At 36.4% G+C, this 26,466-nt stretch carries 24 protein-coding genes; 14 read left to right on the forward strand and 10 right to left on the reverse strand.

What is annotated here, in order from left to right; all coding sequences use genetic code 11:
- Nucleotides 1-40: 40 nt before the first annotated feature.
- A complete protein-coding gene (locus AO58_RS0114340; protein ID WP_024982361.1) occupies nucleotides 41-499 on the reverse strand; it encodes an Lrp/AsnC family transcriptional regulator in 459 nt (152 codons plus the stop codon).
- A gap of 194 nt (nucleotides 500-693) precedes the next feature.
- Between AO58_RS0114340 and ald the strand changes: the two genes are divergently transcribed.
- Nucleotides 694-1,821: an alanine dehydrogenase gene (gene ald, locus AO58_RS0114345; protein WP_024982362.1), complete on the forward strand. Its 1,128-nt coding sequence runs from the start codon at nucleotides 694-696 to the stop codon at nucleotides 1,819-1,821.
- Between the two features lie 740 nt (nucleotides 1,822-2,561).
- Here the strand turns inward: ald and AO58_RS0114350 are convergent.
- Entirely contained in the window at nucleotides 2,562-3,569 is a 1,008-nt protein-coding gene (locus tag AO58_RS0114350) for a 3-oxoacyl-ACP synthase III family protein (protein ID WP_024982363.1), read from the reverse strand.
- A gap of 229 nt (nucleotides 3,570-3,798) precedes the next feature.
- On the opposite strand from AO58_RS0114350, the gene AO58_RS0114360 reads away from it, so the two are divergent.
- Nucleotides 3,799-6,207 carry an alpha/beta hydrolase family protein gene (locus tag AO58_RS0114360; RefSeq protein ID WP_024982364.1) on the forward strand — a complete coding sequence of 803 codons (2,409 nt, stop codon included), beginning with the start codon at nucleotides 3,799-3,801 and terminating at the stop codon, nucleotides 6,205-6,207.
- A 71-nt stretch (nucleotides 6,208-6,278) separates the two neighbouring features.
- Here AO58_RS0114360 and AO58_RS0114365 read toward each other — a convergent pair whose 3' ends face one another.
- The 3 genes from AO58_RS0114365 to AO58_RS0114380 form a co-directional block, all read right to left on the reverse strand.
- Nucleotides 6,279-7,223 (reverse strand): ABC transporter ATP-binding protein, encoded by a 945-nt coding sequence (locus tag AO58_RS0114365; protein ID WP_024982365.1) that lies wholly within the window; start codon nucleotides 7,221-7,223, stop codon nucleotides 6,279-6,281.
- A 340-nt stretch (nucleotides 7,224-7,563) separates the two neighbouring features.
- Complete coding sequence (locus AO58_RS0114375) at nucleotides 7,564-8,253, reverse strand: YiaD family glycine zipper/OmpA-like lipoprotein (protein WP_024982367.1); 690 nt, start codon at nucleotides 8,251-8,253, stop codon at nucleotides 7,564-7,566.
- 9 nt (nucleotides 8,254-8,262) lie between these two features.
- A complete protein-coding gene (locus AO58_RS0114380; RefSeq protein ID WP_024982368.1) occupies nucleotides 8,263-8,763 on the reverse strand; it encodes a lipocalin family protein in 501 nt (166 codons plus the stop codon).
- 176 nt (nucleotides 8,764-8,939) lie between these two features.
- On the opposite strand from AO58_RS0114380, the gene htpG reads away from it, so the two are divergent.
- The 3 genes from htpG (at nucleotide 8,940) to AO58_RS0114395 (ending at nucleotide 12,300) form a co-directional block, all read left to right on the forward strand.
- A complete protein-coding gene (gene htpG / locus AO58_RS0114385; protein WP_024982369.1) occupies nucleotides 8,940-10,826 on the forward strand; it encodes a molecular chaperone HtpG in 1,887 nt (628 codons plus the stop codon).
- Nucleotides 10,827-10,933: 107 nt separating this feature from the next.
- The gene (locus AO58_RS0114390; RefSeq protein ID WP_024982370.1) at nucleotides 10,934-11,767 is read left to right on the forward strand and encodes a hypothetical protein; all 834 of its coding nucleotides are present in this window, start codon (nucleotides 10,934-10,936) and stop codon (nucleotides 11,765-11,767) included.
- A 101-nt stretch (nucleotides 11,768-11,868) separates the two neighbouring features.
- Nucleotides 11,869-12,300, forward strand: coding sequence for a DUF2721 domain-containing protein (locus AO58_RS0114395; RefSeq protein WP_024982371.1), 432 nt, complete (start codon nucleotides 11,869-11,871; stop codon nucleotides 12,298-12,300).
- Here AO58_RS0114395 and AO58_RS0114400 read toward each other — a convergent pair.
- Genes AO58_RS0114400 through AO58_RS0114415 form a run of 4 tightly spaced genes read right to left on the reverse strand, consistent with a single transcriptional unit; the run spans nucleotide 12,273 to nucleotide 15,352 of the window.
- Nucleotides 12,273-13,235 carry a sodium-dependent bicarbonate transport family permease gene (locus tag AO58_RS0114400; protein ID WP_024982372.1) on the reverse strand — a complete coding sequence of 321 codons (963 nt, stop codon included), beginning with the start codon at nucleotides 13,233-13,235 and terminating at the stop codon, nucleotides 12,273-12,275. The two genes, AO58_RS0114395 and AO58_RS0114400, sit on opposite strands and share 28 nt — an antisense overlap.
- A 29-nt stretch (nucleotides 13,236-13,264) precedes the next feature.
- Nucleotides 13,265-14,221, reverse strand: coding sequence for an L-threonylcarbamoyladenylate synthase (locus AO58_RS0114405; protein WP_024982373.1), 957 nt, complete (start codon nucleotides 14,219-14,221; stop codon nucleotides 13,265-13,267).
- Between the two features lie 5 nt (nucleotides 14,222-14,226).
- A complete protein-coding gene (locus AO58_RS0114410) occupies nucleotides 14,227-15,030 on the reverse strand; it encodes a DUF6671 family protein (protein ID WP_035717873.1) in 804 nt (267 codons plus the stop codon).
- A gap of 31 nt (nucleotides 15,031-15,061) precedes the next feature.
- Entirely contained in the window at nucleotides 15,062-15,352 is a 291-nt protein-coding gene (locus AO58_RS0114415; protein ID WP_024982375.1) for a hypothetical protein, read from the reverse strand.
- A gap of 87 nt (nucleotides 15,353-15,439) precedes the next feature.
- Between AO58_RS0114415 and AO58_RS0114420 the strand changes: the two genes are divergently transcribed.
- From AO58_RS0114420 to AO58_RS0114460, 9 genes are all read left to right on the forward strand, one after another.
- Nucleotides 15,440-16,363 carry a LysR family transcriptional regulator gene (locus tag AO58_RS0114420; protein WP_024982376.1) on the forward strand — a complete coding sequence of 308 codons (924 nt, stop codon included), beginning with the start codon at nucleotides 15,440-15,442 and terminating at the stop codon, nucleotides 16,361-16,363.
- 226 nt (nucleotides 16,364-16,589) lie between these two features.
- The gene (locus tag AO58_RS0114425) at nucleotides 16,590-17,486 is read left to right on the forward strand and encodes an EamA family transporter (RefSeq protein WP_024982377.1); all 897 of its coding nucleotides are present in this window, start codon (nucleotides 16,590-16,592) and stop codon (nucleotides 17,484-17,486) included.
- A gap of 147 nt (nucleotides 17,487-17,633) precedes the next feature.
- Nucleotides 17,634-17,990: a DoxX family protein gene (locus AO58_RS0114430; protein ID WP_024982378.1), complete on the forward strand. Its 357-nt coding sequence runs from the start codon at nucleotides 17,634-17,636 to the stop codon at nucleotides 17,988-17,990.
- A 37-nt stretch (nucleotides 17,991-18,027) separates the two neighbouring features.
- Nucleotides 18,028-18,735 carry an aquaporin Z gene (aqpZ, locus tag AO58_RS0114435; RefSeq protein ID WP_024982379.1) on the forward strand — a complete coding sequence of 236 codons (708 nt, stop codon included), beginning with the start codon at nucleotides 18,028-18,030 and terminating at the stop codon, nucleotides 18,733-18,735.
- Between the two features lie 64 nt (nucleotides 18,736-18,799).
- A complete protein-coding gene (locus AO58_RS0114440) occupies nucleotides 18,800-19,402 on the forward strand; it encodes an alpha-ketoglutarate-dependent dioxygenase AlkB family protein (RefSeq protein WP_024982380.1) in 603 nt (200 codons plus the stop codon).
- A gap of 26 nt (nucleotides 19,403-19,428) precedes the next feature.
- Complete coding sequence (locus AO58_RS0114445) at nucleotides 19,429-20,256, forward strand: sterol desaturase family protein (protein ID WP_024982381.1); 828 nt, start codon at nucleotides 19,429-19,431, stop codon at nucleotides 20,254-20,256.
- A 118-nt stretch (nucleotides 20,257-20,374) separates the two neighbouring features.
- Nucleotides 20,375-20,653 carry a DUF2805 domain-containing protein gene (locus tag AO58_RS0114450; RefSeq protein WP_024982382.1) on the forward strand — a complete coding sequence of 93 codons (279 nt, stop codon included), beginning with the start codon at nucleotides 20,375-20,377 and terminating at the stop codon, nucleotides 20,651-20,653.
- Between the two features lie 112 nt (nucleotides 20,654-20,765).
- On the forward strand, nucleotides 20,766-22,625 hold the full coding sequence (locus AO58_RS0114455) for a M61 family metallopeptidase (RefSeq protein ID WP_024982383.1): 1,860 nt from the start codon (nucleotides 20,766-20,768) through the stop codon (nucleotides 22,623-22,625).
- A 121-nt stretch (nucleotides 22,626-22,746) separates the two neighbouring features.
- Nucleotides 22,747-23,469, forward strand: a complete 723-nt coding sequence (locus AO58_RS0114460; RefSeq protein WP_024982384.1) for a DUF4369 domain-containing protein — start codon at nucleotides 22,747-22,749, stop codon at nucleotides 23,467-23,469.
- Between the two features lie 130 nt (nucleotides 23,470-23,599).
- Here the strand turns inward: AO58_RS0114460 and carB are convergent, their stop codons facing one another.
- The gene (gene carB, locus AO58_RS0114465) at nucleotides 23,600-26,452 is read right to left on the reverse strand and encodes a carbamoyl-phosphate synthase large subunit (RefSeq protein WP_024982385.1); all 2,853 of its coding nucleotides are present in this window, start codon (nucleotides 26,450-26,452) and stop codon (nucleotides 23,600-23,602) included.
- Nucleotides 26,453-26,466 lie beyond the last annotated feature (14 nt).

Genomic DNA, 26,466 nt, shown 5'->3' on the forward strand with positions numbered 1-26,466 from the left:
AAGACTTAGACAACAAACTATAAACAACAAACAATATTTTTTAAATCGGTAATACCGTTGTGCTTTTTACTTCAGAGATGATAAAAAAACTATTGATCAAACTAACCTCTGGCAAAACCGATAATTTCTTTTGATGAAAATGATGGTAACTTTCCATATCAGGCAAGACCACTTTTAACAAATAATCAAAACTACCCGAAACAAAATCACATTCCACCACTTCGGGCAAATTCCGAATCGCTTCATTAAAAGCTTCAGAAATATCAAAGGTTTGTTTTACAAGCGTGACTTGGCAAAAAACAGTCAAGTTTTTACCTAGCTTTTTCTTATTGAGCACCGTAACATATTTATCAATAACCCCTTCTTTTTCAAGACGTTTCACTCGATCATGAACAGGCGTTAGAGACAGATTGATTTGATTTGCAATGTCTTTTAACGTCAAATGCGCGTTGGCTTGCAAGAGGCGTAAGATTTTTTTGTCTGTTTCATCAATATTCATTTGGGCAGCTTTTTAAAAAAGGAACACTTTTAAGATAATTTTTCTTTTACAAAAGCAAAAAACGATTTCGAAAAGAAAAATTTTAGGCTAAAATACTAAATTAAACTAATATTTACCTTTCTATCATTCACAGGAAAAAATATTTTCTTTTTAAATTACTTTTACCCCACAAAAACCAATCAAAACAAAGTCTTATGATAATCGGAGTTCCAAAAGAAATCAAGAATAACGAAAACCGTGTGGCCTTAACGCCAGCAGGTGTAGCCGAATTTAAAAAACACGGTCATATTGTATATGTACAAACCAATGCTGGTAGCAACAGTGGTTTCGGTGACCAAGCCTACACAGATGCAGGAGCCGAAATTCTTCCTACTATTGAAGCAGTGTATGACATTGCCGAAATGATTATCAAAGTAAAAGAGCCAATCGCTTCTGAATATCCTTTGATTAAAAAAGACCAATTATTATTCACCTATTTCCACTTTGCTTCTTCTGAGCCGTTAACACACGCAATGTTAGAGCGCGGAGCCGTTTGTTTAGCTTACGAAACGGTAGAAAAAGCTGATCGTAGCTTGCCTTTATTGGTACCAATGTCTGAAGTAGCGGGACGTATGTCTATCCAAGAAGGAGCTAAATATTTAGAAAAACCAATGAAAGGAAAAGGAATCCTTTTAGGTGGTGTACCAGGTGTTCCTCCAGCAAACGTAGTAGTTTTAGGTGGTGGAATCGTAGGAACTCAAGCCGCTAGAATGGCCGCTGGATTCGGAGCTAGAGTTACCATTATGGACGTAAGTTTACCACGTTTGAGATATTTGTCTGATGTAATGCCAGCTAACGTAGTAACTCAAATGTCAAATCATTACAACATTTGCGAAGCGATCAAAACAGCCGATTTAGTTATTGGTGGTGTGTTGATTCCTGGAGCCAAAGCGCCTCACTTAATTACTCGCGACATGCTAAAATTAATGAGCCCTGGAACCGTAGTAGTAGACGTAGCCGTTGACCAAGGAGGTTGTATCGAAACTTGTAAACCAACTACTCACGAAGACCCAACGTTCATCATTGATGATATTGTTCACTATTGTGTGGCCAATATGCCAGGTGCAGTGCCTTACACTTCAACTTTAGCGTTGACCAATGCGACTTTGCCTTACGCGATTCAATTGGCCAACAAAGGATGGAGAAAAGCCTGCGAAGAAAACAAAGAATTAAAATTAGGATTGAACGTAGCCAACGGAAAAGTAGTATACCGTGGCGTTGCCGAAGCTTGGGATTTACCTTTGCACGAAGTAGAAAGCGTTCTAGCAGAAGCTGTTTGCTAATTCAACTTAACAACATTTTGATTTAAACATATAAGTCACCTAAGTTTCACTTTGAATAGGTTAAGTAAAATCGCCAGTTCATTGAAGTAGTTTAAGACAATTTACAAAAACCTTGTAAATTATATTGTCTTTAACCATCTGAATAAACAAGCTACTTCACAAAGCTTAAATGACTTACATATTTAAAAAACAATATACTTAACACACAAAATCCGTCTCGTTGCAAAACCAGACGGATTTTTTTATGCTTATTTTGGAGCGGAAAGAATAGGCTTTTTTGCTTACATCCTCCTGCTCTCCGCTATATCTTTACTTTTTTTTTATCAAAAAAGCAAAGGATGCCGCTGCGATCAGGGCTAAAAACTAGGAATTGGTTTTCTTGGGATATTGAATAGAAAAAAACAATCAAATCTTCAATGCAAAAAATAACAATCGTAGCTAAAATTTATATGGATACGATTCACACTACATCATACTTAAATACAACGGATTAAAATCCGTTGCTACAAAATGGTTCGTTCCTACGGAACTTTCATCTTTTCCTACGCCAACTGAAGTTGGCCAGATAAAGTTAATAGTTAGATTGGACAATAATTGTTACTAATTATTCCCACCAAATGAACTTTCTTTTTAGCAAAAAACAAAAAAAATATTCGGTCTATTTTTCAACATAGGCAGTAAAAACCACAAAAAAAGCCTAGAACTCGCATTCTAGACCTTTACTATCTTACAAAAAAAAACTACCACTTAATAATCGCACTTGCCCAAGTAAAACCACTTCCGAAAGCAGCTAAAACCACAGTGTCACCTTCTTTGATTTTTCCTTGCTCCCAAGCTTCAGTCAAGGCAATTGGAATAGATGCAGCGGTGGTGTTTCCGTATTTTTGAATGTTGTTGAATACTTGATCATCATTCAACTTAAATTTGTTCTGAATGAATTGCGAAATTCTCAAATTCGCTTGATGTGGAATCAACATATCAATATCTGAAACATCCAAATTATTGGCTTGCAAACCTTCGTTGATCACCTCCGAAAAACGAACCACAGCATTTTTAAACACAAACTGTCCGTTCATGTGAGGAAAATAACTTTCGTCGTTCGGATCGTTATCAGCCAAAATATCGTTTACCCAACGACCGCCCATTCCAGGAGCAAGCAAGGCTAATTCTTCAGCATGTTGCCCTTCGGAATGCAAGTGCGTAGACAAAATTCCTTTGGTCAAATCTTCTTCTCTTGATAATACAGCTGCTCCTGCTCCATCACCAAAAATTACCGAAACCCCACGCCCACGAGTGGTCATGTCTAAACCTGAAGAATGCACTTCAGATCCAATGACCAAAACGTTTTTATACATTCCCGTTTTGATGTATTGATCGGCTACTGATAATCCGTACACAAAACCTGAACACTGATTACGAATATCAATTGCTCCAACGGTTTTTAAACCCAAATCGCGCTGCACCAAAACCCCAGGCCCTGGGAAATAATAATCAGGACTTAAAGTAGCAAAAACCACAAAGTCAATATCTTCTTTGGCAATACCAGCGCGCTCAATGGCAATTTCTGCTGCTTTTACTCCCATTGTGGTAGTAGTGTCTTCTCCTTTTATGATATGACGACGCTCTTTAATTCCGGTACGTTCCTGAATCCATTCGTCATTCGTCTCCATTATCTTTGACAAATCATCATTAGTCACCACATTTGAAGGAACATAAAATCCTAATCCTGCTATTTTAGAGTGATACATACGTATTAATTTTATATTTAAATTTTGATTGGCTAAATTAAAAATCTTTTAAAAAGCTTCCTCACAATTTAGTCTTTTTTTTCATATAATCATTTAAAGCTCAATAAATTTACAACTTACACTATTTTTTACCATTTTTACAATAAAATAAAACGCTAATCTTTGTAACATTTGATGCTTTTGTACAACTAATTTTATTGTAAACCTTTCATTAACCAACTTTCCTTTCATGAAAATAAAACTTGCCTTTTTATGCCTTGCTTTTAGTTTTTCGGTCATCGCACAAGAGAATCTAAGCTACCAAAAACCCTCTAAATCCATATTAGATTTAGCGGATTACGAACGTGCTCCTTCGGTTTCGATGGATACTAAAAAAGAAAACCTTTTACTTTCTTACAGAAACACCTACAAAACTCTTGACGATCTTAATCAAGAAGAATTGCGTTTGGGTGGTTTACGCATCAATCCTGTGACGAACATTTCGAGTACCGTAACCTATATCAACAACTTAAAACTTCGAAAAATTAAAGACAAAAACGAAGTTCAAGTAGCGGGATTACCAGCTAATGCCAAAATCAGCAATCTATCTTGGTCGCCGAACGACACTAAAATTTTGTTCACACATACCGCTGCCAATGGTGTAGAACTTTGGGTAATTGACGTGGCTTCTGCTCAAGCCAAGAAACTGACCGAAGCGAATTTGAATGCCAATTTAGGCGCTCCGTTTAGCTGGTTTGGTGACAACGAAACAATATTGGTAAAACTATTGCCTAGCGACAGAAAACCTTTATTGGATGCCAAAAAAGATTTACCAGCGGGACCAATTATCTCGAATGCTAGTGGCGCAAAATCACAAAACAGAACTTATCCAGACATGTTGAAAAACAAAAATGACGAGATCAATTTTGAGAACATCATCACATCTGAATTGTATAAAATCACTTTGAATGGCAATAAAACGCTATTCAAATCGGCGGATATGTTTGCTGGTCAAAGTTTATCTCCTGATGGAAATTACATTATGCTTACTACGATTCAAAAACCGTTTTCTTATATCGTTCCTTTGAATCGTTTCCCAATGAAAAGTGTGGTGTATGACAAAAACGGAAAAGAAATAAAAATCGTAAACGAAACGCCTTTAACCGAAATTATGCCCAAAGGATTCATGGCCGTGCAAAAAGGAAAAAGAGCTTTGCAATGGAGAAACGACAAACCCGCAACTTTGGCTTTTGTACAAGCTTTAGACGAAGGGGATCCAGCAAATAAAGTTGCGTTTAGAGACGAAGTGTTTTTATGGGAAGCGCCTTTTACAGCCAATCCAACTTCGCTAGTAAAAACACCACAGCGTTTTGACAACATCATTTGGGGGAATGACACTTTTGCCATCGTTTCGGATGAATGGTATGACACTAGAAATACCAAAACCTACCTGATCAATCCATCCAATCCTTCGCAACAACCTAAAGTGATCACCGACAGAAACTCACAAGACGTTTACGCTGATCCGGGTAATTTCGAGACTAGAAAAAATCAATACAACCGCTATGTTTTGGCTATCGAAAATGATAAAGCCTTCCGTATTGGCGATGGTTTTACGAAAGAAGGTCAGTTCCCATTCATTGACGAATTGAACTTAAAAACGTTACAAAGCAAACGTTTGTATACTTCTACTTATAAGGACAAAAAAGAAGATATTATTGAGGTAGAAGATTTTAAAAAAGGAACGGTTTTGGTACAAATTCAATCCAAAAATGATTACCCAAATTACTACTTTAGAAACATCAACCAAAAAGAGAAAATCACACCTATCACCGATTTCAAAAATCCGTTTGAAAGCATCAAAAACGTGAGCAAAGAAGTGATCAAATACAAACGTAAAGATGGTGTTGAACTTTCAGGAACCTTATACTTGCCTGTAGGCTATGACAAAGTCAAAAAAGAAAAATTGCCGTTATTGATTTGGGCCTATCCTGCCGAATACAAAGACAAAAATAGTGCGGGACAAAGCACTCAAAATCCTAACGAATTTACCTTTCCTAACTATGGTTCGTTTGTGTATTGGGTGACCAAAGGCTATGTGGTTTTAGACGACGCTTCGTTCCCAATTATTGGAGAAGACAAAACTGAACCTAACGACAACTTTATTACTCAATTGGTGGACAATGCTGAGGCTGCAATCAATGCGGTAGATGCTTTGGGCTACATCAACAGAAAAAAAGTAGCGGTGGGCGGCCATTCTTACGGTGCTTTTATGACCGCAAATTTGTTGACCCATTCCAACCTTTTTGCTTGTGGGATTGCTCGAAGTGGTGCTTACAATAGAACTTTAACGCCTTTTGGTTTCCAAAGCGAGCAACGTAATTATTGGGAAACGCCAGAGGTGTACACGGCCATGTCCCCTTTTATGAATGCGGATAAAATGAAAACTCCTTTACTATTAGTGCACGGCGAAGCGGATAACAACCCTGGTACTTTTACATTACAAACCGAACGCTATTTCCAAGCCATAAAAGGTTTAGGTGGCCCAGCTCGTATGGTGATTTTACCAAAAGAAAGTCATGGCTATGCTGCCAAAGAAAACATCTTGCACTTACTCTGGGAACAAGATCAATTCTTAGAAAAACATTTGAAAAACTAAGTCAAATGACTACTAACAAAAAAGAGACCACTCAGAAAAGTTGTCTCTTTTTTTATGTTCACTTGAAACGATTATAATATTTTCAAAAACACTTCTTGATTGACCTCTAAGGCCGTTTCGTGCTCAAAGAAAATAGCCTTTCGATCGAAAGCGGCTTTGATTAAAAACCGACTGCCTTTAAAATAAGATTGTTTCACTACTGCTCGCATGGTTCCCACTGGAGATACTTTTAATTGATGTGGATACAACAACACCATTTCATCATTCTCGTCAATGGGCATCAGTTGTGATAATCGTAATTCGTTAACTTCTCCAAATAAAGAAGCTACATATTTATTAATTGGAAATTGGTACACTTCAACAGAAGGTGCTTTTTCTACAATGCGTCCTTGTTGCAAGACTATGGTTTCGTCAGAAAAAGAAAGAGCGTCGGTACTATCATGCGTGGCAATAATACACGTAATGCCTTTTTTCTTTAAGTAGGCAAACAAATTTCTGCGTAGGGCATTTTTCCTAAAGTTATCAATATGACTAAAGGGTTCATCTAGTAACAAAACCTGTGGTTCAACCGCTAATACTTTGGCCAAGGCTACTCTTTGTTGCTGTCCACCACTTAAATCTTTGGCGCGTACTTTGGCATAGTCGGTCATTTCGACCATTTCGAGTAATTCTTGAATGCGTAATTTTTTTAAAGGCATAAAACCATTAGACAAAAATTTACCAACATTTTCGGCTACGGTTTCAAAGGGCATCAAATCAAAATCTTGGGCCAAATATTTCATAAACGGCATTCCGGGCACCAAGTTGTATTTGGGACCTAAAACACGGGTTTGATTAAAGAAAATTTTTCCTTCATGTAAATCATAAATCCCATAAATAAGTTTCAGCAACGTACTTTTACCACAGCCGCTTTCGCCTATTAGTGCGATGTTTTGTCCTTTTTCTACGGTAAAATCTACATTTTGAATGATCGCTTTGTCGGTATAAGCGAAAGAAATATTTTGAACTTCAAGCATTATATTGGGTATGAATTTAAAAAAACAAAGATAGTGGCTTTGTAAAAAATAAGTCGTTGAAAACTGTATTTTATATCAAAAAAAGCTGTTACGTTGGTAACAGCTTTTAGGTTTTTATACGCTAATGTCTTTTGTTGACTTTTTTTTGCGTTAGGGATTACTTCACTCATACTATTTTCATAGGAGTTCAGTGAACTTCGTTTGCAGTGAAAATCCTTTTTTAAGGCTTTTTCGGCCTTAAAAAAGATTGTAACGAAAAGCCCGGCCCTTGTGGTAACGCCCAAATTTTTGGGAGAAAAGTTTTTTTTGTTGCCATTCACTAGCGTCTTTCCACTAAAGGTTATTTTCCGCTTTTGGCGTCTTGTATCATTTTGTTGTTGGCCGTTATAGCAAATTCTACTCTACGGTTTTGCGCTTTACCTTCGGGTGTGTCGTTGGTAGCAATAGGATCTGCAATTCCAAATCCTGAGGTTTTGAAACGATTGGCCCCCAATCCTTTGGCTATTAAATACGTTTTTACTGCTTCGGCTCTTTTTTGAGAAAGGGTCAAATTGTATTCTGGTTTCCCGGAACTGTCGGTGTAGCCAAAAATTTCGATGTTAGTATCGCCATATTCTTTAAACACAGGAATCAACTTATCTAAATTGGCTTGTGCTTGAGGCGTTAAACTTGATTTATTGGTATCAAAACGTACGGCATTTTCGTTCAAGGTCAAATGAATTCCTTCACCAACACGCTGTACATCAGCACCTGGAATGGCTTCGGTAATTTCGCGAGCTTGTTTGTCCATTTTGTTTCCAATTAAGGCTCCTGCCCCACCACCAACGGCGGCTCCAATGGCTGCACCTAGCGCAGCATTTCCTCCTTTTCCGAGGTTATTTCCCAAAATACCTCCAATTAAAGCGCCGGCAGCCACTCCTATTCCTGTTCCTTTTTGGGTGTTATTGGCGTTTTTTACTGCTGTACACGAAGTAAATACGTTGCTCAAAAGAAAAACGATAACTAAGGTAAATGTGCTAATTTTTTTCATAGTAAAATATTAATTGGTTTTTGTAAAATAATAAACAATGTCTTTTTGTTGCCCTGCAACATCAATTCTATCAATCAATTCAAAGGACGTTTCTGTTTGATTCGCTACGCGCAACAGATAGCCCGTTTGAACGGTTTTGGACTTCACCCCTGCTTCGACAATTTTCAAAACAAACAGACCTTCTTTGTTAATGCTCCAAACAATAGGGGAAGCAAATGCTGGACAACCCGGTGCGTTAAGTGCCATATTTCCTTTGTTGTTGTTTGAAATAAAGCTCCAAGTGCTACCGATAAAACATTTAGAATCTGCGATATTAAAAGAATTTACTTTGAAAAATTCAGAACCCGGATATGCCACGTTCGTAATTTGCCAATTGCCTTTGATCACTACTTGTGCTTTTTTATCCAACTTAGTGGATGCCACTGGAGCTGCAGGTGCTGCCGCGGGCGCACTTGACTTACAAGCCACAAGCAAAATTAACAATACCCCCAATAAAACAACTTTCTTCATACTCAACTAGTTTAAAATTAATAGATTACTAAATATACGACACAAAAAATTAAGAATAACACGATTACTAAAAAAAAGCCCTCATACTTTTCCGCCATTTTGTCATTTATATGGCAAATGGTACTTTATTTGAAGAGCTCTTGGACGTGAATTAATCTTAAAATATTATTATAATTATGACAACAGGCAAAATTAATGTTTCGGTTGAAAACATCTTTCCTCTAATCAAAAAGTTTTTATACAGCGATCACGAAATTTTCTTACGTGAGCTGATTTCAAATGGAACTGATGCTACTTTAAAATTAAAACACTTAACAAGTATTGGTGAAGCAAAAGTAGAATACGGAAATCCAATTATCGAAATTAAAGTCGACAAAGATGCGAAAAAAATTTACATTATCGACCAAGGCTTAGGAATGACGGCTGATGAAGTAGAAAAATACATCAATCAAGTTGCTTTTTCGGGTGCCGAAGAATTCTTGGACAAATACAAAGATTCTGCTAAAGATTCTGGAATTATTGGACACTTCGGATTAGGATTTTACTCCGCTTTTATGGTGGCTGAAAAAGTTGAAATTTTTACCAAATCATACAAAGACGAGCCAGCCGCTCACTGGACTTGTGACGGTAGCCCAGAATTTTCATTGGAACCTTGTGACAAAACCGATCGCGGTACCGAAATCGTGTTGCACGTTGCCGAAGATTCTTTAGAATTTTTGGAAGAAAGTAAAATCAGAGAGTTGCTGAACAAATACAACAAGTTCATGCCGATTCCAATTAAATTTGGAACCAAAACTGAAACGCTTCCTAAACCAGAAGATGCTCCAGAAGATTATACAGCAGAAACTATTGAAGTAGACAACATCATCAACAACCCAAATCCAGCTTGGACCAAACAACCTGTGGATTTAAAAGATGAAGACTACAAAAGCTTTTATCGTGAATTGTATCCAATGCAATTTGAAGAGCCATTGTTTCACATTCACTTAAATGTTGATTACCCTTTCAACTTAACTGGAATTTTATACTTCCCAAAATTAGGAGGCGATTTACAAATTCAAAAAGATAAAATTCAGTTGTTCCAAAACCAAGTTTACGTAACCGATAACGTAGAAGGTATTGTTCCAGAATTCTTAATGATGCTTCGCGGAGTGGTGGATTCACCAGATATTCCGTTGAACGTTTCTCGTTCTGGATTACAAGCCGATGGTGCTGTGAAGAAAATTTCAAACTACATCACTCGTAAAGTTGCAGATAAGTTGAAATCATTATTCAACGAAAACAGAGCCGATTTTGAAGCCAAATGGAACGATATCAAAATTGTTTTGGAATACGGAATGCTTTCTGAAGACAAATTCTACGAAAAAGCGGGTGCCTTCGTATTGTATCCAACAGTAGATGATAAATATTTCACGCTTGACGAACTAAAAGAAGCCATCAAAGAAAACCAAACGGATAAAGATGGTAAATTGGTGGTATTGTATGCTGGAAACAAAGAAGCACAACACTCTTATATCGAAATTGCTAAAGACAAAGGCTACCAAGTATTGTTGCTAGATTCTCCAATCATACCTCACTTGATTCAAAAATTAGAATCAGACAACAGCGGACTAACTTTTGTTCGTGTTGACTCTGACCACATTGATAATTTAATCAAAAAAGAAGAAACAGCCATTTCTAAATTATCTACTGAAGAACAAGAAAGTTTAAAAACCGTAGTTGAAACTATTGTTCCTAAACAAACCTATACCGTTCAGTTAGAAGCTTTGGATAGCAGTGCAGCGCCATTTATCATCACGCAACCAGAATTCATGCGTCGTATGAAAGAAATGAGTCAAACTGGCGGCGGTGGAATGTTCGGAATGGGTAATTTCCCAGAAATGTACAACTTGGTAGTGAACACTAACTCAGCATTAGCAACCAGTATTTTGAACAATCAGGACAAAGCTGTACAAGAAAACTTGGTCAAACAAGCCTTAGATTTAGCTAAACTTTCTCAAAACCTTTTAAAAGGAGAAGCACTAACTGCTTTTGTAAAAAGAAGTTTTGAGATGATAAAATAATTTCATTAACACTTTAAAAAAGCCTGTAAATTAAATTTTACAGGCTTTTTTTTTGGCAAATCATTTGTTTTATTACTTTTAGCACACCAAATCAAAACACAACTTTTATGAAAAATTTCTCATTAGCTTTTTGCTCGTTACTCGTTTTTTCGTTCACTTTTAATTCTTGTACCAAAGACGAAGTTGTCAACTTTACCGATACTAATTCAATTGTAGCCTCAGCCACTATTGATGGGATTAACGAATTAGATTTCCAAACAGGAACTCAAGTTACTTTTGAAAATGCTTTATCCAAAACTACAAGCGCTACCAATGTAAAATCCTTACTAGGTGCCTGCGCTGTCGTTACTATCGATAATGTAACCCCCAATTCTTTTCCAAAAATAATTACAATTGATTTTGGAACTGGCTGTACTACCAACGGAATTACCCGAAAAGGAAAATTAAAAATCACTTTATCTGGATTAGTAAGCACACCAAAGTCGACCATGAAAATTGAACGAGAGAATTATTATGTAAACGGGATGAAGGTAGAAGGTGTCATTTTATATACCAACGAAACCACCACAACTGCTGTCCCACAATGGAGCCGAACCATTACGAATGGTAAACTAACTAGCGTAGATGGATCCGTATATTTTAATTCTGGCAGCCATACCATCAGACAAACAGAAGGCGCAAGTACTCCATTAATACTAGCCGACAATACATACGAAATGATTAGTGGAGACCATATGGTGAGCAAAGAAAATGGTGCTAAATTAACTCTTTCGGTTGCAGCTCCTTTGGTAAAAAAATACGATTGCAATTATGTTTCCAAAGGGAAATTAAATGTAAAAGGACCATTATTAAACGGAACCCTTGATTACGGGAATGGTGATTGTGATAATAAATTAACGTATACTCACGAAAATGGAATAGTTTTTAACTTAACCATGTAACATAAACTTGTAAACTAAAAAAATCTTCGTTGCAATAATTGAAACGAAGATTTTTTTTGCGTTACCGCCAAAGTTATCCGAACTTTGCAAAAAAAAATACCATGACACTTCAAATAGAAACTCCAGCTCTTTTATTTTCGGCTACCTCTCTTATTTTACTTGCTTACACCAATCGTTTTTTAACACTGGCTACCATCATTCGTGGTTTGAAAAAAGCGTACAAAGAAAAAGAAAACAGCATGATTTTATTGGAACTTAAAAATTTAAACCTGCGTTTATCGCTCATCAGATACATGCAAATGGCTGGCGTAATGAGTTTGTTTTTATCTGTTTTTGCCATGCTATTATTATACGTTGACCAACAATTATCAGGTATTTATTTTTTTGGATTTAGTTTATTGTCTTTATTAATCTCACTAGGGCTATCATTTTGGGAAATCAATATTTCAGTAGGTGCGCTTCGTTTACACTTGAGCGATTTGACTCATAAAGAAAAAAGCAAAGATCAACCCGCTAATACTATCGACAAATAAATAGGCATTCCGAATGTAATGTTAAACGGGAAGGTAACCGCTAAGGCCATCGGTAAAAATAACCCGGGATTTGCTTTCGGCACTGCAATTTTCATAGCCGCAGGCACAGCGATGTATGAGGCACTTGAGGCTAAAATTGCAAAAATGAAACGATTCCCAACATCATCAGTTACAAATTGACTTACATAAGCCACGATACTTCCATTGATTAAAGGGATTATGATAGCAAAAATCAAACTAAACCAACCGCTCTTAAAGAAATCACCTAATTTTTTTCCGCTAACAATACCCATGTCTAAAAGGAAAATGGCCAAAAATCCTTTAAAAATATCAGTAGTAAAGGGTTTGATATCCAATGCTGCTTTGTCACTTGCCAACAAACCAATCATCAAACTTCCAATAATTAACAGTACACTTCCGTTTGTAAAAGAATGTTTGATTACCTCAGAAAGCTTAGAAGAAGTACTATTGCTTTTAGAATACATTCGGATTAAAACCACTCCAACAATTATCGCTGGAGCCTCCATCAAAGCCATAACTGCTACCATGTGACCCTTAAAATCTAAATTCTGCATCTCAAGAAATGAAATCGCAGTTACAAAGGTCACCGCACTAACCGAACCATAGGCGGCAGCAATAGCTCCCGAATTTTCGATGTTGAATTTTCGCTTTAAAATAAAAAAAGCATACAGCGGAATTACAATTGAAATACTGATACCAAATAAGATTTCCCAAACAACGTGAATTGAAAAATCACTATGCGCCAACTCTTGTCCTCCCTTAAAACCAATGGAAAACAAAAGATAAAGCGAGATAAACTTCGAGGTATTGTTGGGAATTTCTAAATCACTTTTCAAATAAACTGCTATAATACCGAGTAAGAAAAACAGTAAAGCTGGATTGGTAACATTTTCAATTAAAAGATCAAAATTCATTAGTGTTTATTTTTATTTAAATATTAGTATTATTGAACTGAAGCTCTTTGTAATTTATCATTTATGGCTATCCCAATGCCTTCATGAGGTACTTTTTCTACTAATAGCACTTCGATATCTTGAGCATCTAGCTCATGTAACAAGGCATACAAACGCGAGGCTGCCTCTTCTAAATTCTGATCCCTAGACAATTGATTTTGAAACACAATCGCCGGATGATTATACGTTTGACAAAAAGACAATAACCCGATTCGCTTGTTGCTATAGTTTTCAAGTGACTCTGAAATGTTTGTAGTAAAAAAAGTTGGGGTTGATGGCGCATAATGCTTGGACAGCATCCCTGGAGCCACTGGCGCAATATCGTCTTTTGTAAATACTTTCAAAGGACCAACAACAGCTTCAATGGCTGAGATATTTGTAGCTCCAGCACGATACAAAATAGGTTCATCGCCTTCAAATCCCACAATGGTCGACTCAATTCCTCTTGCACAATCACCTCCATCCAAAACAAAAAGATCAGCAGGATCAAAATAATTCGACACATGAGACGCCGTTGTTGGGCTGATAGAACCAAAGGGATTAGCACTTGGTGCCGCCAACGGAAAATCTAAACTGTTCAAGAGTGCTAAAGCTACTGGATGATTGGGTACCCTAACGGCAACGGTATCTTTGCCCGCCGTAATCAAATCTGAAATGTTTGGTTGCTTTTTGAGTACCAAAGTAAGTGGACCCGGCCAAAAAGCTTCGGCCAGCGCCCTAGCCTTGTCAGGAATAGCGACGGCTACTTGTTCCAAATCAGAATACGATTTCAAATGCACAATCAAGGGGTTGTATAACGGACGCTTTTTTAGATCGAAAATGGTTCGAATGGCTTTTTCATTGAAAATATTTCCAGCTAAACCATACACTGTTTCGGTAGGGATAGCAACAACAGCACCTTTGGTTAACAAGTTTGCCGCTTTTTGAATATCAGAAGTTATAGTCATGAATGTTATGGATTACAATAATTACAATAAGTTGGATCTTCGGTTTTCTTTTGATGAGGATACCATACCTCAGTAGCATACTGGCATTTGGAACAGGAATAAATATGGCTTTTAACTGATTCCGTAGGACTTTTACACCAAGAGCAAGGTAATCCCAAACGAACCTCAACTACTGTGAAACCAGGAATTTGACATTGTGGACAACAGGACTTTATATTTTTGACTAGCTGGCGAGTAGCTTGTGCAATGACCTCCATTCGAGTTGGATTATACATGGCTCTCATATCCGTCTCAACAAAAAACGACTCATATTTTGATTGAAAATATCGAAATTGCTCTATTAATTCTTTATCACAAACAATCCCTTTTCGTACTTCAAAATTTTTGATTTCTTTAGACCGCAGCAGCAAACCATGCGAAGGAAAATTGGCCTTAGCGGCAAAATCCCACAACTCCTTTTCCTGACTAATTTCTTTAGAAAAAAAATTGGTATTTAGACTCAAACTGCGTCCTGTAATTTCTAGATCATTTTTTTGATCTATCAACAATACTATTTCATCATTAGCGACTACAAATCCGGCATTAGGATGCGGGCCAAACGATCCCTCCGACGCAATACCTATGTCGGAATGGGTAGCGACCATGGCTGCAAGACACTTGGCTCTTACGGTAGTCAAAGCATTATTTTCTCGGGAAATTTCTCCAGAAAAAGTACCAAAGACATCAGTATCAAAATGGTCAGGTACAAAACAAGTGAGACCTAACTCTTGTGCTAAAATTGGCCCAATGACCTTTTCTTTGTGATGCATTGTCGCAAGGACAATTTTTCGTCCTTCAAAATTATTTGGTATCAACAAATTTTATTGTGATTTGGCTAGTGACATTCAATTTTAATCCTTTTTCTTCAGCTTGCTCCAATACTTGCTGAATAGAGGCATGAGCTTCCTGTAACTCAACTATACGCTTCTTAGCATTGGAGGTATCTTTTTCAAAGCGAATCTCATTACTAAAACTCTCTAATGAATGATGCTTTATTTTATAATTAATCAATGAAAAAAGAATTTTGGCTGCTTCAGCAGGTGTAAATTCTCCATCAATAAGTTTAAATTGATTATTGTCTTCTTTAAGCATGGCTACTATTTTTTTGTGATGCAAAATTGAATAAAACAACTCATTAATTTTTATTTATATTTGTTATACTTATCATTAAAATAATTTATGAACTATACTTTACATCAACTGCAAGTTTTTCTCAAAATTGCACAATGCCTTAGCATCACGAAAGCTGCCGAAGAACTTCATTTAACACAACCAGCTGTTTCTATACAATTGAAAAATTTTCAAGCACAATTCGATATTCCGCTAACAGAAATCATTGGAAGAAAATTGTATGTGACTGAGTTTGGAAAAGAAATTGCCATGGCTGCAGAAAAAATTGCCAATGAAATACATGCCATCAATTACAAATCGCAAGCTTTTCAGGGCAAATTAAGTGGGAGGCTCAAAATCTCTATTGTTTCTACTGGAAAGTATATTATGCCAAATTTCCTGGCTGACTTCTTGCACCTCCATCCCGATGTTGAACTGGTCTTGGATGTGACCAATAAATCAAAAGTTATTAAAAGTCTAGAAAAAAATGAAGTTGATTTTTCATTGGTTTCTATACTACCCGAAACATTACAAATCAATCGAATTGAGTTAATGCCCAACCGATTATTTTTAGTTTCTAATTCCATCACGGCATTTCCTGAGAAAAGTTACGACAAAAAAATACTTGAAAACATTCCTCTTATTCAAAGAGAAAACGGTTCAGGAACCCGTCAGGCTTTGGAACAATTTATGCTTTCGAACCGTCTAAAAATGAGAAAAAAAATGGAACTCACCAGTAACGAAGCGGTTAAACAAGCCGTTATTGCTGGATTAGGCTGTGCTATCATGCCTAGTATTGGCATTAAAAATGAAATCTCCAATGGTAGTCTTCACATCATACCCATTGAAGGACTGCCTATCGAATCGACTTGGAATTTGATTTGGCAAAAAAACAAAAATTTTTCGCCTGTGGCTCAAGCATATTTGACCTATTTGGAACAATTCAAAACCGAAATCATTAAAAATAAATTCAATTGGGTTCACAACTATTGATTACAATTTCTTGAGATGAAAACACCCAACGATTACAGCGGTTAGAACACCTAAACTATGATGAAATCAAGTAGTCGTTTTACTTGCATTAATAAATGGTTCAGTATCTTAAACCCCCAAAAAAGCACTGTTTTTCAAACCAATAGCAAATAAAATTCTAACACAACTATAACACTTAAGTAAAAAGAAATAGCTTACCTTTGCCCGCTTTTTAAAAATTAAAACAATGATAAAAAATCAAGTATTAAAGGGAGTTTTCTTAGTAGGTTTGGGCGCTTCGAGCTATGGTATGTTAGCCACTTTTGTAAAACTAGCCTATGATGAAGGATACTCTACACCCGAAGTTACCTCTGCTCAGTTTGTTTTGGGAATACTTGGAATGCTTATCATTAACTTTATTCAAAAAAATAAAAACAAAAACACTACGGTAAAAGCTTCTGCCAAAAACATTTTACACTTAGTTTTAGCAGGAACTTCACTGGGTATGACGAGTTTGTTTTACTATTTGGCCGTAAAATACATCCCCGTTTCTATCGCTATTGTGCTATTAATGCAGACCGTTTGGATGGGTGTTGTAGTAGAAATGGGCCTTGATAAAAAGTTACCTTCAGCCAAAAAAATAGGAGCCGTAATAGTAGTATTAATAGGTACCGTATTGGCTACAAACGTTATTGAAACCACAACCACACTGGATTGGAGAGGCATAGTATTGGGACTGCTGGCGGCGTCATCTTTTACAGCTACAATGTTTACTGCCAATCATATTGCCAATCACATATCTTCGGCGCAACGAAGCCTCTACATGCTTTTGGGTGGTGCCATCATTGTTTTTACTTTTGGATATTTCACACAAACTGGACCATACCAATGGAGTATTTTTACAAAATGGGGTATTATTATAGCGTTGTTTGGAACGATCATTCCACCGTTGTTAATGAATGCCGGATTTCCATTAACTGGTATTGGTTTAGGAAGTATTGTTTCGGCAATCGAGCTACCCGTTTCAGTAACCTTGGCCTATATGCTTTTGAATGAAAACGTAACTCTTTTGCAATGGACTGGAATTGCATTGATCATTATTGCCATCATTATCATGAATACTTCTTCGGCTAAAAAACAATAATTGCTGCTCAAGCTCATGATTTAATGATTATAGTAAAAACAGCAGAATCGGGCGACAACTTAAATTCTCACAATTAGATCAAAGTTTTTTTTACAAAATCACTATGTATCGTTAATTTTTTCATAAATTCGTAACAAACAACTTGTTATGAACGCACCTTGGCATTTGTATGTAATGGCTTTACTGTATGTTTTGGCAGGAGTCAATCATTTTAGATCGCCAAGAATGTATGAAAAAATCATTCCTCCTTATTTTCCAAATCCTCAATTACTGAACCTACTCAGCGGGGTACTTGAAATCCTTTTTGGTCTAGGATTACTATTGACACCCACCAGATCCATTGCTGCCTGGAGTATCATTATATTGTTATTTGCATTTTTTCCAACACATATTTACATGATCACCCAGCCTAAAGTTCGGATGGGATTACCGCTGTGGGTCTTATATTTAAGATTACCACTGCAATTGCTATTAGTATTTTGGTCCTTTCAATATACATTGTAAACTATTACATCTATTAACTATTTTAAATCAAGCACTTATGAAAAAACTTTTTGCAGAATTCTTTGGAACATTTTGGTTAGTATTTGGAGGCTGTGGCAGCGCGTTATTTGCAGCAGGAATTCCAAATCTTGGTATTGGTTTTGCTGGCGTTGCGCTAGCCTTTGGTTTAACCGTATTAACAATGGCCTACGCTGTGGGTCATATTTCTGGTGGACACTTTAATCCTGCCGTTTCTTTTGGTCTTTGGGCTGGAGGACGCTTTGATGCTAAAGATTTAGTTCCATACATCATCGCACAATGTGTAGGTGCCATAGCTGCAGCTGGAACATTGTATACTATTGCCGCTGGTAAAGTTGGTTTTGTTATTGATGCCACCAAAGCTGGTGCTTTTGCCTCCAACGGCTTTGATGCCTTTTCACCAGATGGCTACTCGATGCAAGCCGCTTTTATTGCAGAATTTGTATTGACCTTATTCTTTTTACTGGTAATCCTTGGCGCCACAGACAAATTTGCCAACGGGAAATTTGCAGGAATCGCTATTGGTCTTGCCCTTACTTTGATACACTTGATCAGTATTCCGATCACCAATACTTCTGTAAATCCTGCTCGTTCATTGTCGCAAGCAATTTTTGTGGGTGGCGAACCTTTAAGCCAAGTTTGGCTGTTTTGGGTGGCCCCAATTTTAGGAGCAATTGTAGCTGGATTTATCTATAAAAATCTTTTACAAGATCATGCTGCGGCTTAATTAGAATAAATTCAAAGAGAGAAAAAGAAACAAATGCAGTTCTTTTTCTCTTTATTTTTGTTGTATGAAATCTCTTTTTGATCCCGAACCTCTTGTTTTTGAAGTTCCAGACGCCTCCATAATTTATTATCGTAATTTCTTCTCGACGGAAGAAGCAACTGTTCTTTTTGATATTTTACAAAAGGAAATTCCTTGGCAACAGGACAACATCAAAGTCTACGGTAAAGTGTATCCACAACCCCGATTAACAGCGCTTTTTGGTCACGAAGGAAAGTCCTATTCCTACTCGAATATTACTATGCATCCACATCCGTGGACTACAACGTTGCTCCAAATTAAACACAAAATTGAAACGATAGTTGAGGCCAATTTCTCGACCGTGCTGCTCAATCAGTATCGCGATGGAAAAGACAGCAATGGTTGGCATGCGGATAATGAAAAAGAATTAGGAATCAATCCCATCATAGCCTCAGTGAGTTTTGGAGCAGAGCGAATGTTTCAATTGAAACACAATAGCATTGCCAATCAAAAAATACATATACCTTTAGCACACGGTAGTCTTTTAGTAATGAAAGGAACTACTCAGCACTTTTGGAAACATCAAATTCCGAAAACCACCAAACCAGTTGGCCCCAGAATTAACCTAACTTTCAGAATTATTCCATAAAACCAAAAAACTTTACCCAATTGATCATGAATGAAATTGTTTCTTATTTTACCCATATTCCTTCTTCGCATAGAAGCCTAATTTTAGTTGGAGGAATTACCTTTTTCTGGATCATCGAAAATGCGTTTCCATTGTTCCGTTTTGATTATAAAAAATGGCAACATGCAGGAATTAATATCTTTTTTACTCTCACCACCATCGTTATCAATTTTTGTTTGGCATACTTATTACTAGTAACCGCAGATTGGACCGTTGCAAATGATTTTGGAATCCTTCAAATGCTTCCCGAAATGCCACTATGGCTGTACGCAATGATCGGATTGTTGCTTTTGGATTTAATTGGAGCTTATTTAGTTCACCTCATCGAACATCGGGTTAAAATACTTTGGCGTTTTCACCTTATTCATCATACGGACACTTGGATTGACACCACAACAGCCAACCGACATCACCCAGGAGAAAGTGTCATTCGATTTGCTTTTACATTGTTAGGCGTTTTCATAGTTGGTAGTCCAATGTGGATGGTGTTTTTGTACCAAACCTTATCCGTTATCGCCACGCAGTTCAATCATGCTAATATTGCATTGCCCAAAAAAGTAGATTTGGTATTGAGCTACTTCATCGTTTCGCCCGACATGCACAAAGTACACCATCATTACAAATTACCCTACACCGATAGTAATTATGGTAATATTTTTTCTGTTTGGGACCGATTGTTTGGCACTTTTAAAACACTTCCAAGAGAAGAAATAGTGTATGGCGTTGACACCCATCAAGATCCAAAAGAGCATAATGTATTAAAAAAATTATTATACATACCATTTCAAGAGCACCGATCACCTGACGCAAATTAGCCCACAAAAAAAAACAAGCATTTCAATTGAAGTACTAAAATTTTTTATTAATATTGGTAAAGCATTGAGAGCGCTATTTATAAATCACTTAACACCAATTTGAATTAATTTTCATGTAATGAAAAAGAGTAACCGCAAAGAACTGAACTGGGAACAAACAGAAAAGCTTGTTACATTAGCCTTAGAAGAAAGAAATCCTTTCGAAATCATTAAAAAAGAATTTGGCCTGTCAGAAAAAGAAGCCTTAGAAATTATGAAGAAAAAGATGCCGGCTGAAAAATTTGAGATGTGGAAAAAGAAAGCAATGGCAAGTAAACCAAAACCAAAACCTCAAAAAATAGACGATTTTGACGAAGATTTGGATGGAAAATATTACTTCAAAAACAAATTAGACTAAAATGACATATATACTCCTGATGGCTCAGGAGTATTTTTTTTACCTCCAACAAAACAACCTTTTTAGTGTAACAAAAAGGATTCTAAATCGACTTATCACCCAAAATAATACTATGAAAAAAATTATAGCAACTCTTGCGATCGCTTCGCTTTTATTAGGTTGTAAAACAGGCAGTGCCACACTTAACAAAAAAAACACAGAAGTAAAAGTAGCCATCGACCTTGTTAATGTTAAAGATGACAAAGTACAGGTAAGTATTTTTGCGCCAAAAATAACAACCGATCAAGTAACCTTCAGTATTCCTAAAATCATACCAGGAACCTACTCCAATGACAATTACGGGCGTTTTATTGACAACCTACAAGCCTTTGATTCCAAAGGAAATCTTTTGACTGCAAAAAAAACTGACGAAAACAATTGGACAATTGACCAAGCCAAAAAATTAACTAAAATCACCTATTTAGTTAATGACTCTTTCGATACTGAAAAGGGAAGTGAATTCGGCCAAGGAGATATTTTTTCTCCAGCAGGCACCAACATTGAAGCCGGTTCTAATTTCATGGTAAATATGCATGGATTTGTTGGGTATTTTCAAGATCTAAAAGAAACCCCTTATCGAGTAACCATCACCCATCCCGAAACACTTTGGGGTGCTACCTCCATGATTGATTTAGACCCAAAAAACAACTCGGATGAATACTTCACTTCTCGTTATGCAGAACTAGTAGAAAATCCAGTAATGTATGCCAAGCCAGACTTTACCAGCTTTACGGTAGACGGTATGGACATTACCATTGCGGTTTACTCTCCAACTGGAAAAATCACAGCCGAGAGCATCACACCCGAAATGAAAAAAATGATGGTTGCTCAAAAAAACTTTTTAGGTAAAATCAACTCCAATAAAAAGTATACCGTGATTTTATATCTTTCAAGCATGCAACCGAACGATGCTAAAGGTTTTGGAGCACTAGAACACCCTACTTCTACTACTGTAGTAATGCCAGAAACTGCGCCGTTGTCCATGCTACAAGAACAAATGAAAGATGTTGTCTCTCATGAATTTTTTCATATCGTTACACCGCTGACCATCCACTCGAAAGAAATTCAATATTTCGATTTTAACGCACCTAAAATGTCGGAGCATTTGTGGCTTTATGAAGGCGTTACAGAATATTTTGCGAATCTCTTTCAAATCAATCAAGGACTAATTACCGAAGATGAATTCTACAAAAGAATTGCGGAAAAAATCACACAAGCTAATGGAATGAACGATACCATGCCCTTTACAACTATGAGTGCTAACGTATTGGAAGAACCTTATAAATCACAATACTTAAATGTATACCAAAAAGGCGCATTGATAGGCATGTGTTTGGATATAATTATCCGCGAGAAATCAAATGGAGAAAGAGGTATTTTAGACCTTATGCAAAAACTTTCTGCTGAATATGGCGTTACCAAACCCTTTGACGACAAAGAATTGTTTGGCAAAATTGTTAGCTTAACTTATCCAGAAGTAGGAGCATTTCTTACCACCTATGTAGCGGGTCCAACGCCAATTCCCTACGCTAGCTTTTTAGCCAAAGTAGGTGTTATTCCTAGCGTAATCAAAACGCCTGGAAATGTGTTTGTGAAAGGTCAAAGTCCTTATATCAACATTAATCCTTCAACAGGTGCCATTTTTGTTTTACCTGGCATAGAACTGAATGCTTTTTTTAATACACTAGAATTAAAAGGAAATGATGTTATTTTAAGCATTAACAACCAACCCTTCAATAAGGATAATATTTTTGAGGTAGTCACCAAAAGTCAAGAATGGAAAGAAAATGATCCGATAACGCTTACTATAAAAAGAGAGGGCAAAGAAAAAATTATTTCAGGAAAAATTGCCCTTCCCTATGTTGATCAAGAGAGTTTTAAAGCCAGCGAAACTGGAAAAAACAATCTGAAAGACGCTTGGTTAAAAGGATAATTTATTCAAGTTTCAAAACCATCCCAATTTAGTAATAGATTGGGATTTTTTTTTATTTACAAGACGAGATAGTATGGCATTTCAACATTTTTCTTTATTTTGCGACAAATTAAAAATCAAAATGAAAAAAACTATTGTAGCCATTGTAGCCCTAACAACCTTAATGGCTTGTACTAAAAACGAAAGCAAAGATAACTTACATTTAACGGGTAATATTGTAGGTCTTAAAGAAGGAAAACTATACATACAACGCCTAAAGGATACCACATTAGTTACGGTTGATTCGATTACGATCAACGGGGATTCAAAATTCGAAACCGACATTCCGTTAACTTCACCCGAAATGTTTTATTTATCGCTTAATAGAGGCGTTTCAAACTCGCTAGACAACAATCTAATCTTCTTTGCAGAACCAGGAAACATTACTATTGAAACCAATTTAGACGAGTTTTCGTATGGAGCCAAAGTAACAGGATCTGTAAATCATGATTTATACGAAGAATTTAAAAAAATCAATTCTCAATTTAAAGACGAAAATCTAACGATTATTGAACAAAAATTCAAAGCGACCAAGTTCAATAATCAAAAAAAATTAGACAGTCTTATTGCTAAAGAAGAATCTAACATCAAAAGAAGATACCTTTATGCAACGAATTTTGCCGTAAATCACAAAGATCATGAAGTAGCTCCCTACATCGCTTTATCTGAAATCTACGACATCAACATCAAATTTTTGGACACCATTCAAAAATCGATGACACCAAAAGTAGCCCAATCCATGTATGGAAAAAAATTGACCACATTTGTCAACAAAATCAAAAAAGACGAAGGCAGTCAACAATAATAACAGCTAAAAAAAAGCAACACCCCAAAGCAATCCTTTGTTTTGGGGTGTTTTTTTTTTGACAAAAACCATTAAAATGCGGCATAAAAAAAGCCCCTAATTGGGGCTTTCTATATCGTAACTTCAAAGTTTATTTACTCAAGTACATTTTTCTTCTAGAATACAATTCATAGAATTGGTCATCTTTCAAGTCATCAATAAACAAAATGCTCTCTCCTGTAGATTTCATTTCAGGCCCTAAAGCTTTGTTTACATTTTTGAACTTACTAAATGAGAAAACGGGTTGTTTGATAGCATATCCTTTTAACTGTGGATTGAAATCAAAATCCGTAACTTTACTATGACCTAACATTACTTTGGTAGCATAATTTACGTAAGGTTCACCGTAAGCTTTTGCAATGAATGGTACCGTTCTAGAAGCTCTAGGATTCGCTTCGATGATGTAAACCATATCATCTTTTATCGCAAACTGAATATTGATTAATCCTACCGTTTTCAATGCCAAGGCAATTTTCTTAGTATGATCTTTAATTTGTTGCATTACAAATTCTCCTAGATTAAAAGGAGGCAAAGTAGCATTACTGTCTCCAGAGTGTACCCCACAAGGCTCAATGTGTTCCATAATTCCTATGATGTACACGTTTTCACCATCGCAAATCGCATCAGCTTCCGCTTCAATAGCTCCTGCTAAGTAATGGTCTAACAGTAATTTATTTCCTGGAATGGACTTCAACAAGTTGATTACGTGTTCTTCTAATTCTTGTTTGTTGATTACGATTTTCATTCCCTGACCACCCAATACATAAGATGGACGAATCAACAAAGGAAAATCTAAAGTGTCCGCTAAAGCCGAAGCCTCATCAGCAGTTTCTGCAATTCCAAATTGAGGGAAAGGAATTTCTAATTCCGTCAAAAGATCAGAGAAACGTCCTCTATCTTCTGCTAAATCTAAGGCTTCAAAACTTGTTCCGATGATTTTTATACCATATTTAGATAGTTTTTCAGCTAATTTCAAGGCCGTTTGTCCACCTAACTGAACGATAACACCTTCTGGTTTTTCGTGTTTGATGATATCATAAATATGTTCCCAGAAAACAGGCTCGAAATACAATTTATCAGCCGTATCAAAATCTGTAGAAACCGTTTCTGGATTACAATTGATCATAATGGTTTCGTAACCACACTCTTTTGCGGCTAAAACACCGTGTACACATGAGTAATCAAATTCAATTCCTTGACCAATTCGGTTTGGTCCAGATCCAAGAACGACAATTTTCTTTTTATCTGTTACTATACTTTCGTTGTCAACATAACGCTCTCCATTGGCTTTTTGAATTTCGGCCTCAAAAGTAGAATAATAATATGGTGTTTGTGCTTTAAACTCAGCCGCACAAGTATCAACTAATTTGAACACACGATTGATATTCATCTTTTCTCTCAACTCATGTACTTGACTCTCCAAACAACCCATCATGTGCGCAATTTGTCTGTCGGCAAATCCTTTTTGCTTGGCTTCAAGTAGCAATTCTCTCGATAAAGTATCTACTTTATAGTTAGAAATCTCTTTTTCTAAGCTATAAAGTTCTTCATATTGTTTTAAGAACCACATATCGATTTTGGTAATTTCGTGAATACGACTCAATGGAATTCCCATTGCAATAGCATCATAAATTACAAAAACACGATCCCAACTAGCAAACGTTAGCTTTTCAATAATTTGCTCGTAATTGGTATACCCTTTTCCGTCAGCACCTAATCCATTACGTTTGATTTCTAATGACTGTGTGGCTTTGTGTAATGCTTCTTGAAACGAACGTCCAATTCCCATCACCTCACCTACAGATTTCATTTGAAGTCCTAACGTTCTGTCAGATCCTTCGAATTTATCAAAATTCCAACGTGGTATTTTTACAATTACATAATCCAAAGTTGGCTCAAATAAAGCCGATGTAGATTTTGTAATTTGATTTTGTAATTCATCTAAGTTGTAACCCAAAGCCAATTTTGATGCAATTTTAGCAATTGGATATCCTGTAGCTTTTGATGCTAAAGCAGAAGAACGCGATACACGAGGGTTAATCTCGATAGCAACGATATCTTCTTTTTCATCAGGAGAAACCGCAAACTGTACGTTACAACCTCCAGCAAAATTTCCGATTGAACGCATCATTAAGATGGCCATATCACGCATTTTTTGGAAAGTGGTATCCGATAAAGTCATCGCTGGAGCTACTGTAATCGAGTCTCCCGTGTGAATTCCCATTGGATCCATGTTTTCGATGGAACAAATAATAACGACATTGTCATTTTTATCTCTCAAAAGCTCTAATTCATATTCTTTCCAACCTAGTAAAGCTTTATCAATCAATACTTCATGAATTGGTGACATTTCTAAACCATAGGTTAGTTTTTCATCAAATTCTTCTTTAGTATGAACAAAAGCAGCTCCAGTTCCTCCTAAAGTAAACGATGGACGAATTACTAATGGAAAACCAAATTCTTGAGCAATTTCTTTACCTTCAAGGAAAGAAGTCGCGGTTTTGGCAGGTGCAGTTGGTACATTAATTCTTTGAAGCAATTGTTTGAACTGCTCTCTATCTTCGGTAATGTTGATAGCATTTACGTCAACACCAATCATTTTTACATCAAAATCCTTCCAGATTCCTTTTTCATCTGCTTCCAAACACAAATTCAAAGCCGTTTGTCCTCCCATTGTTGGCAAAACAGCATCAATTTGAGGATGCGCTTTAAGAATTTCGATTATAGATTTTGTAGTTAAAGGTTTTAGATAAACGTGATCCGCCATAGAAGGATCCGTCATAATTGTAGCTGGATTGGAATTGATCAGAATCACTTCAATTCCCTCTTCACGAATAGAGCGTGCAGACTGTGACCCTGCATAATCAAACTCACAAGCTTGTCCAATTACAATGGGACCTGAACCTATAATTAAAACGGATTTTATGGATGTATCTTTTGGCATTTTGTATAAATTGT

The organism is Flavobacterium succinicans LMG 10402, from assembly GCF_000611675.1.
GTDB classification, from domain to species: Bacteria; Bacteroidota; Bacteroidia; order Flavobacteriales; family Flavobacteriaceae; genus Flavobacterium; species Flavobacterium succinicans.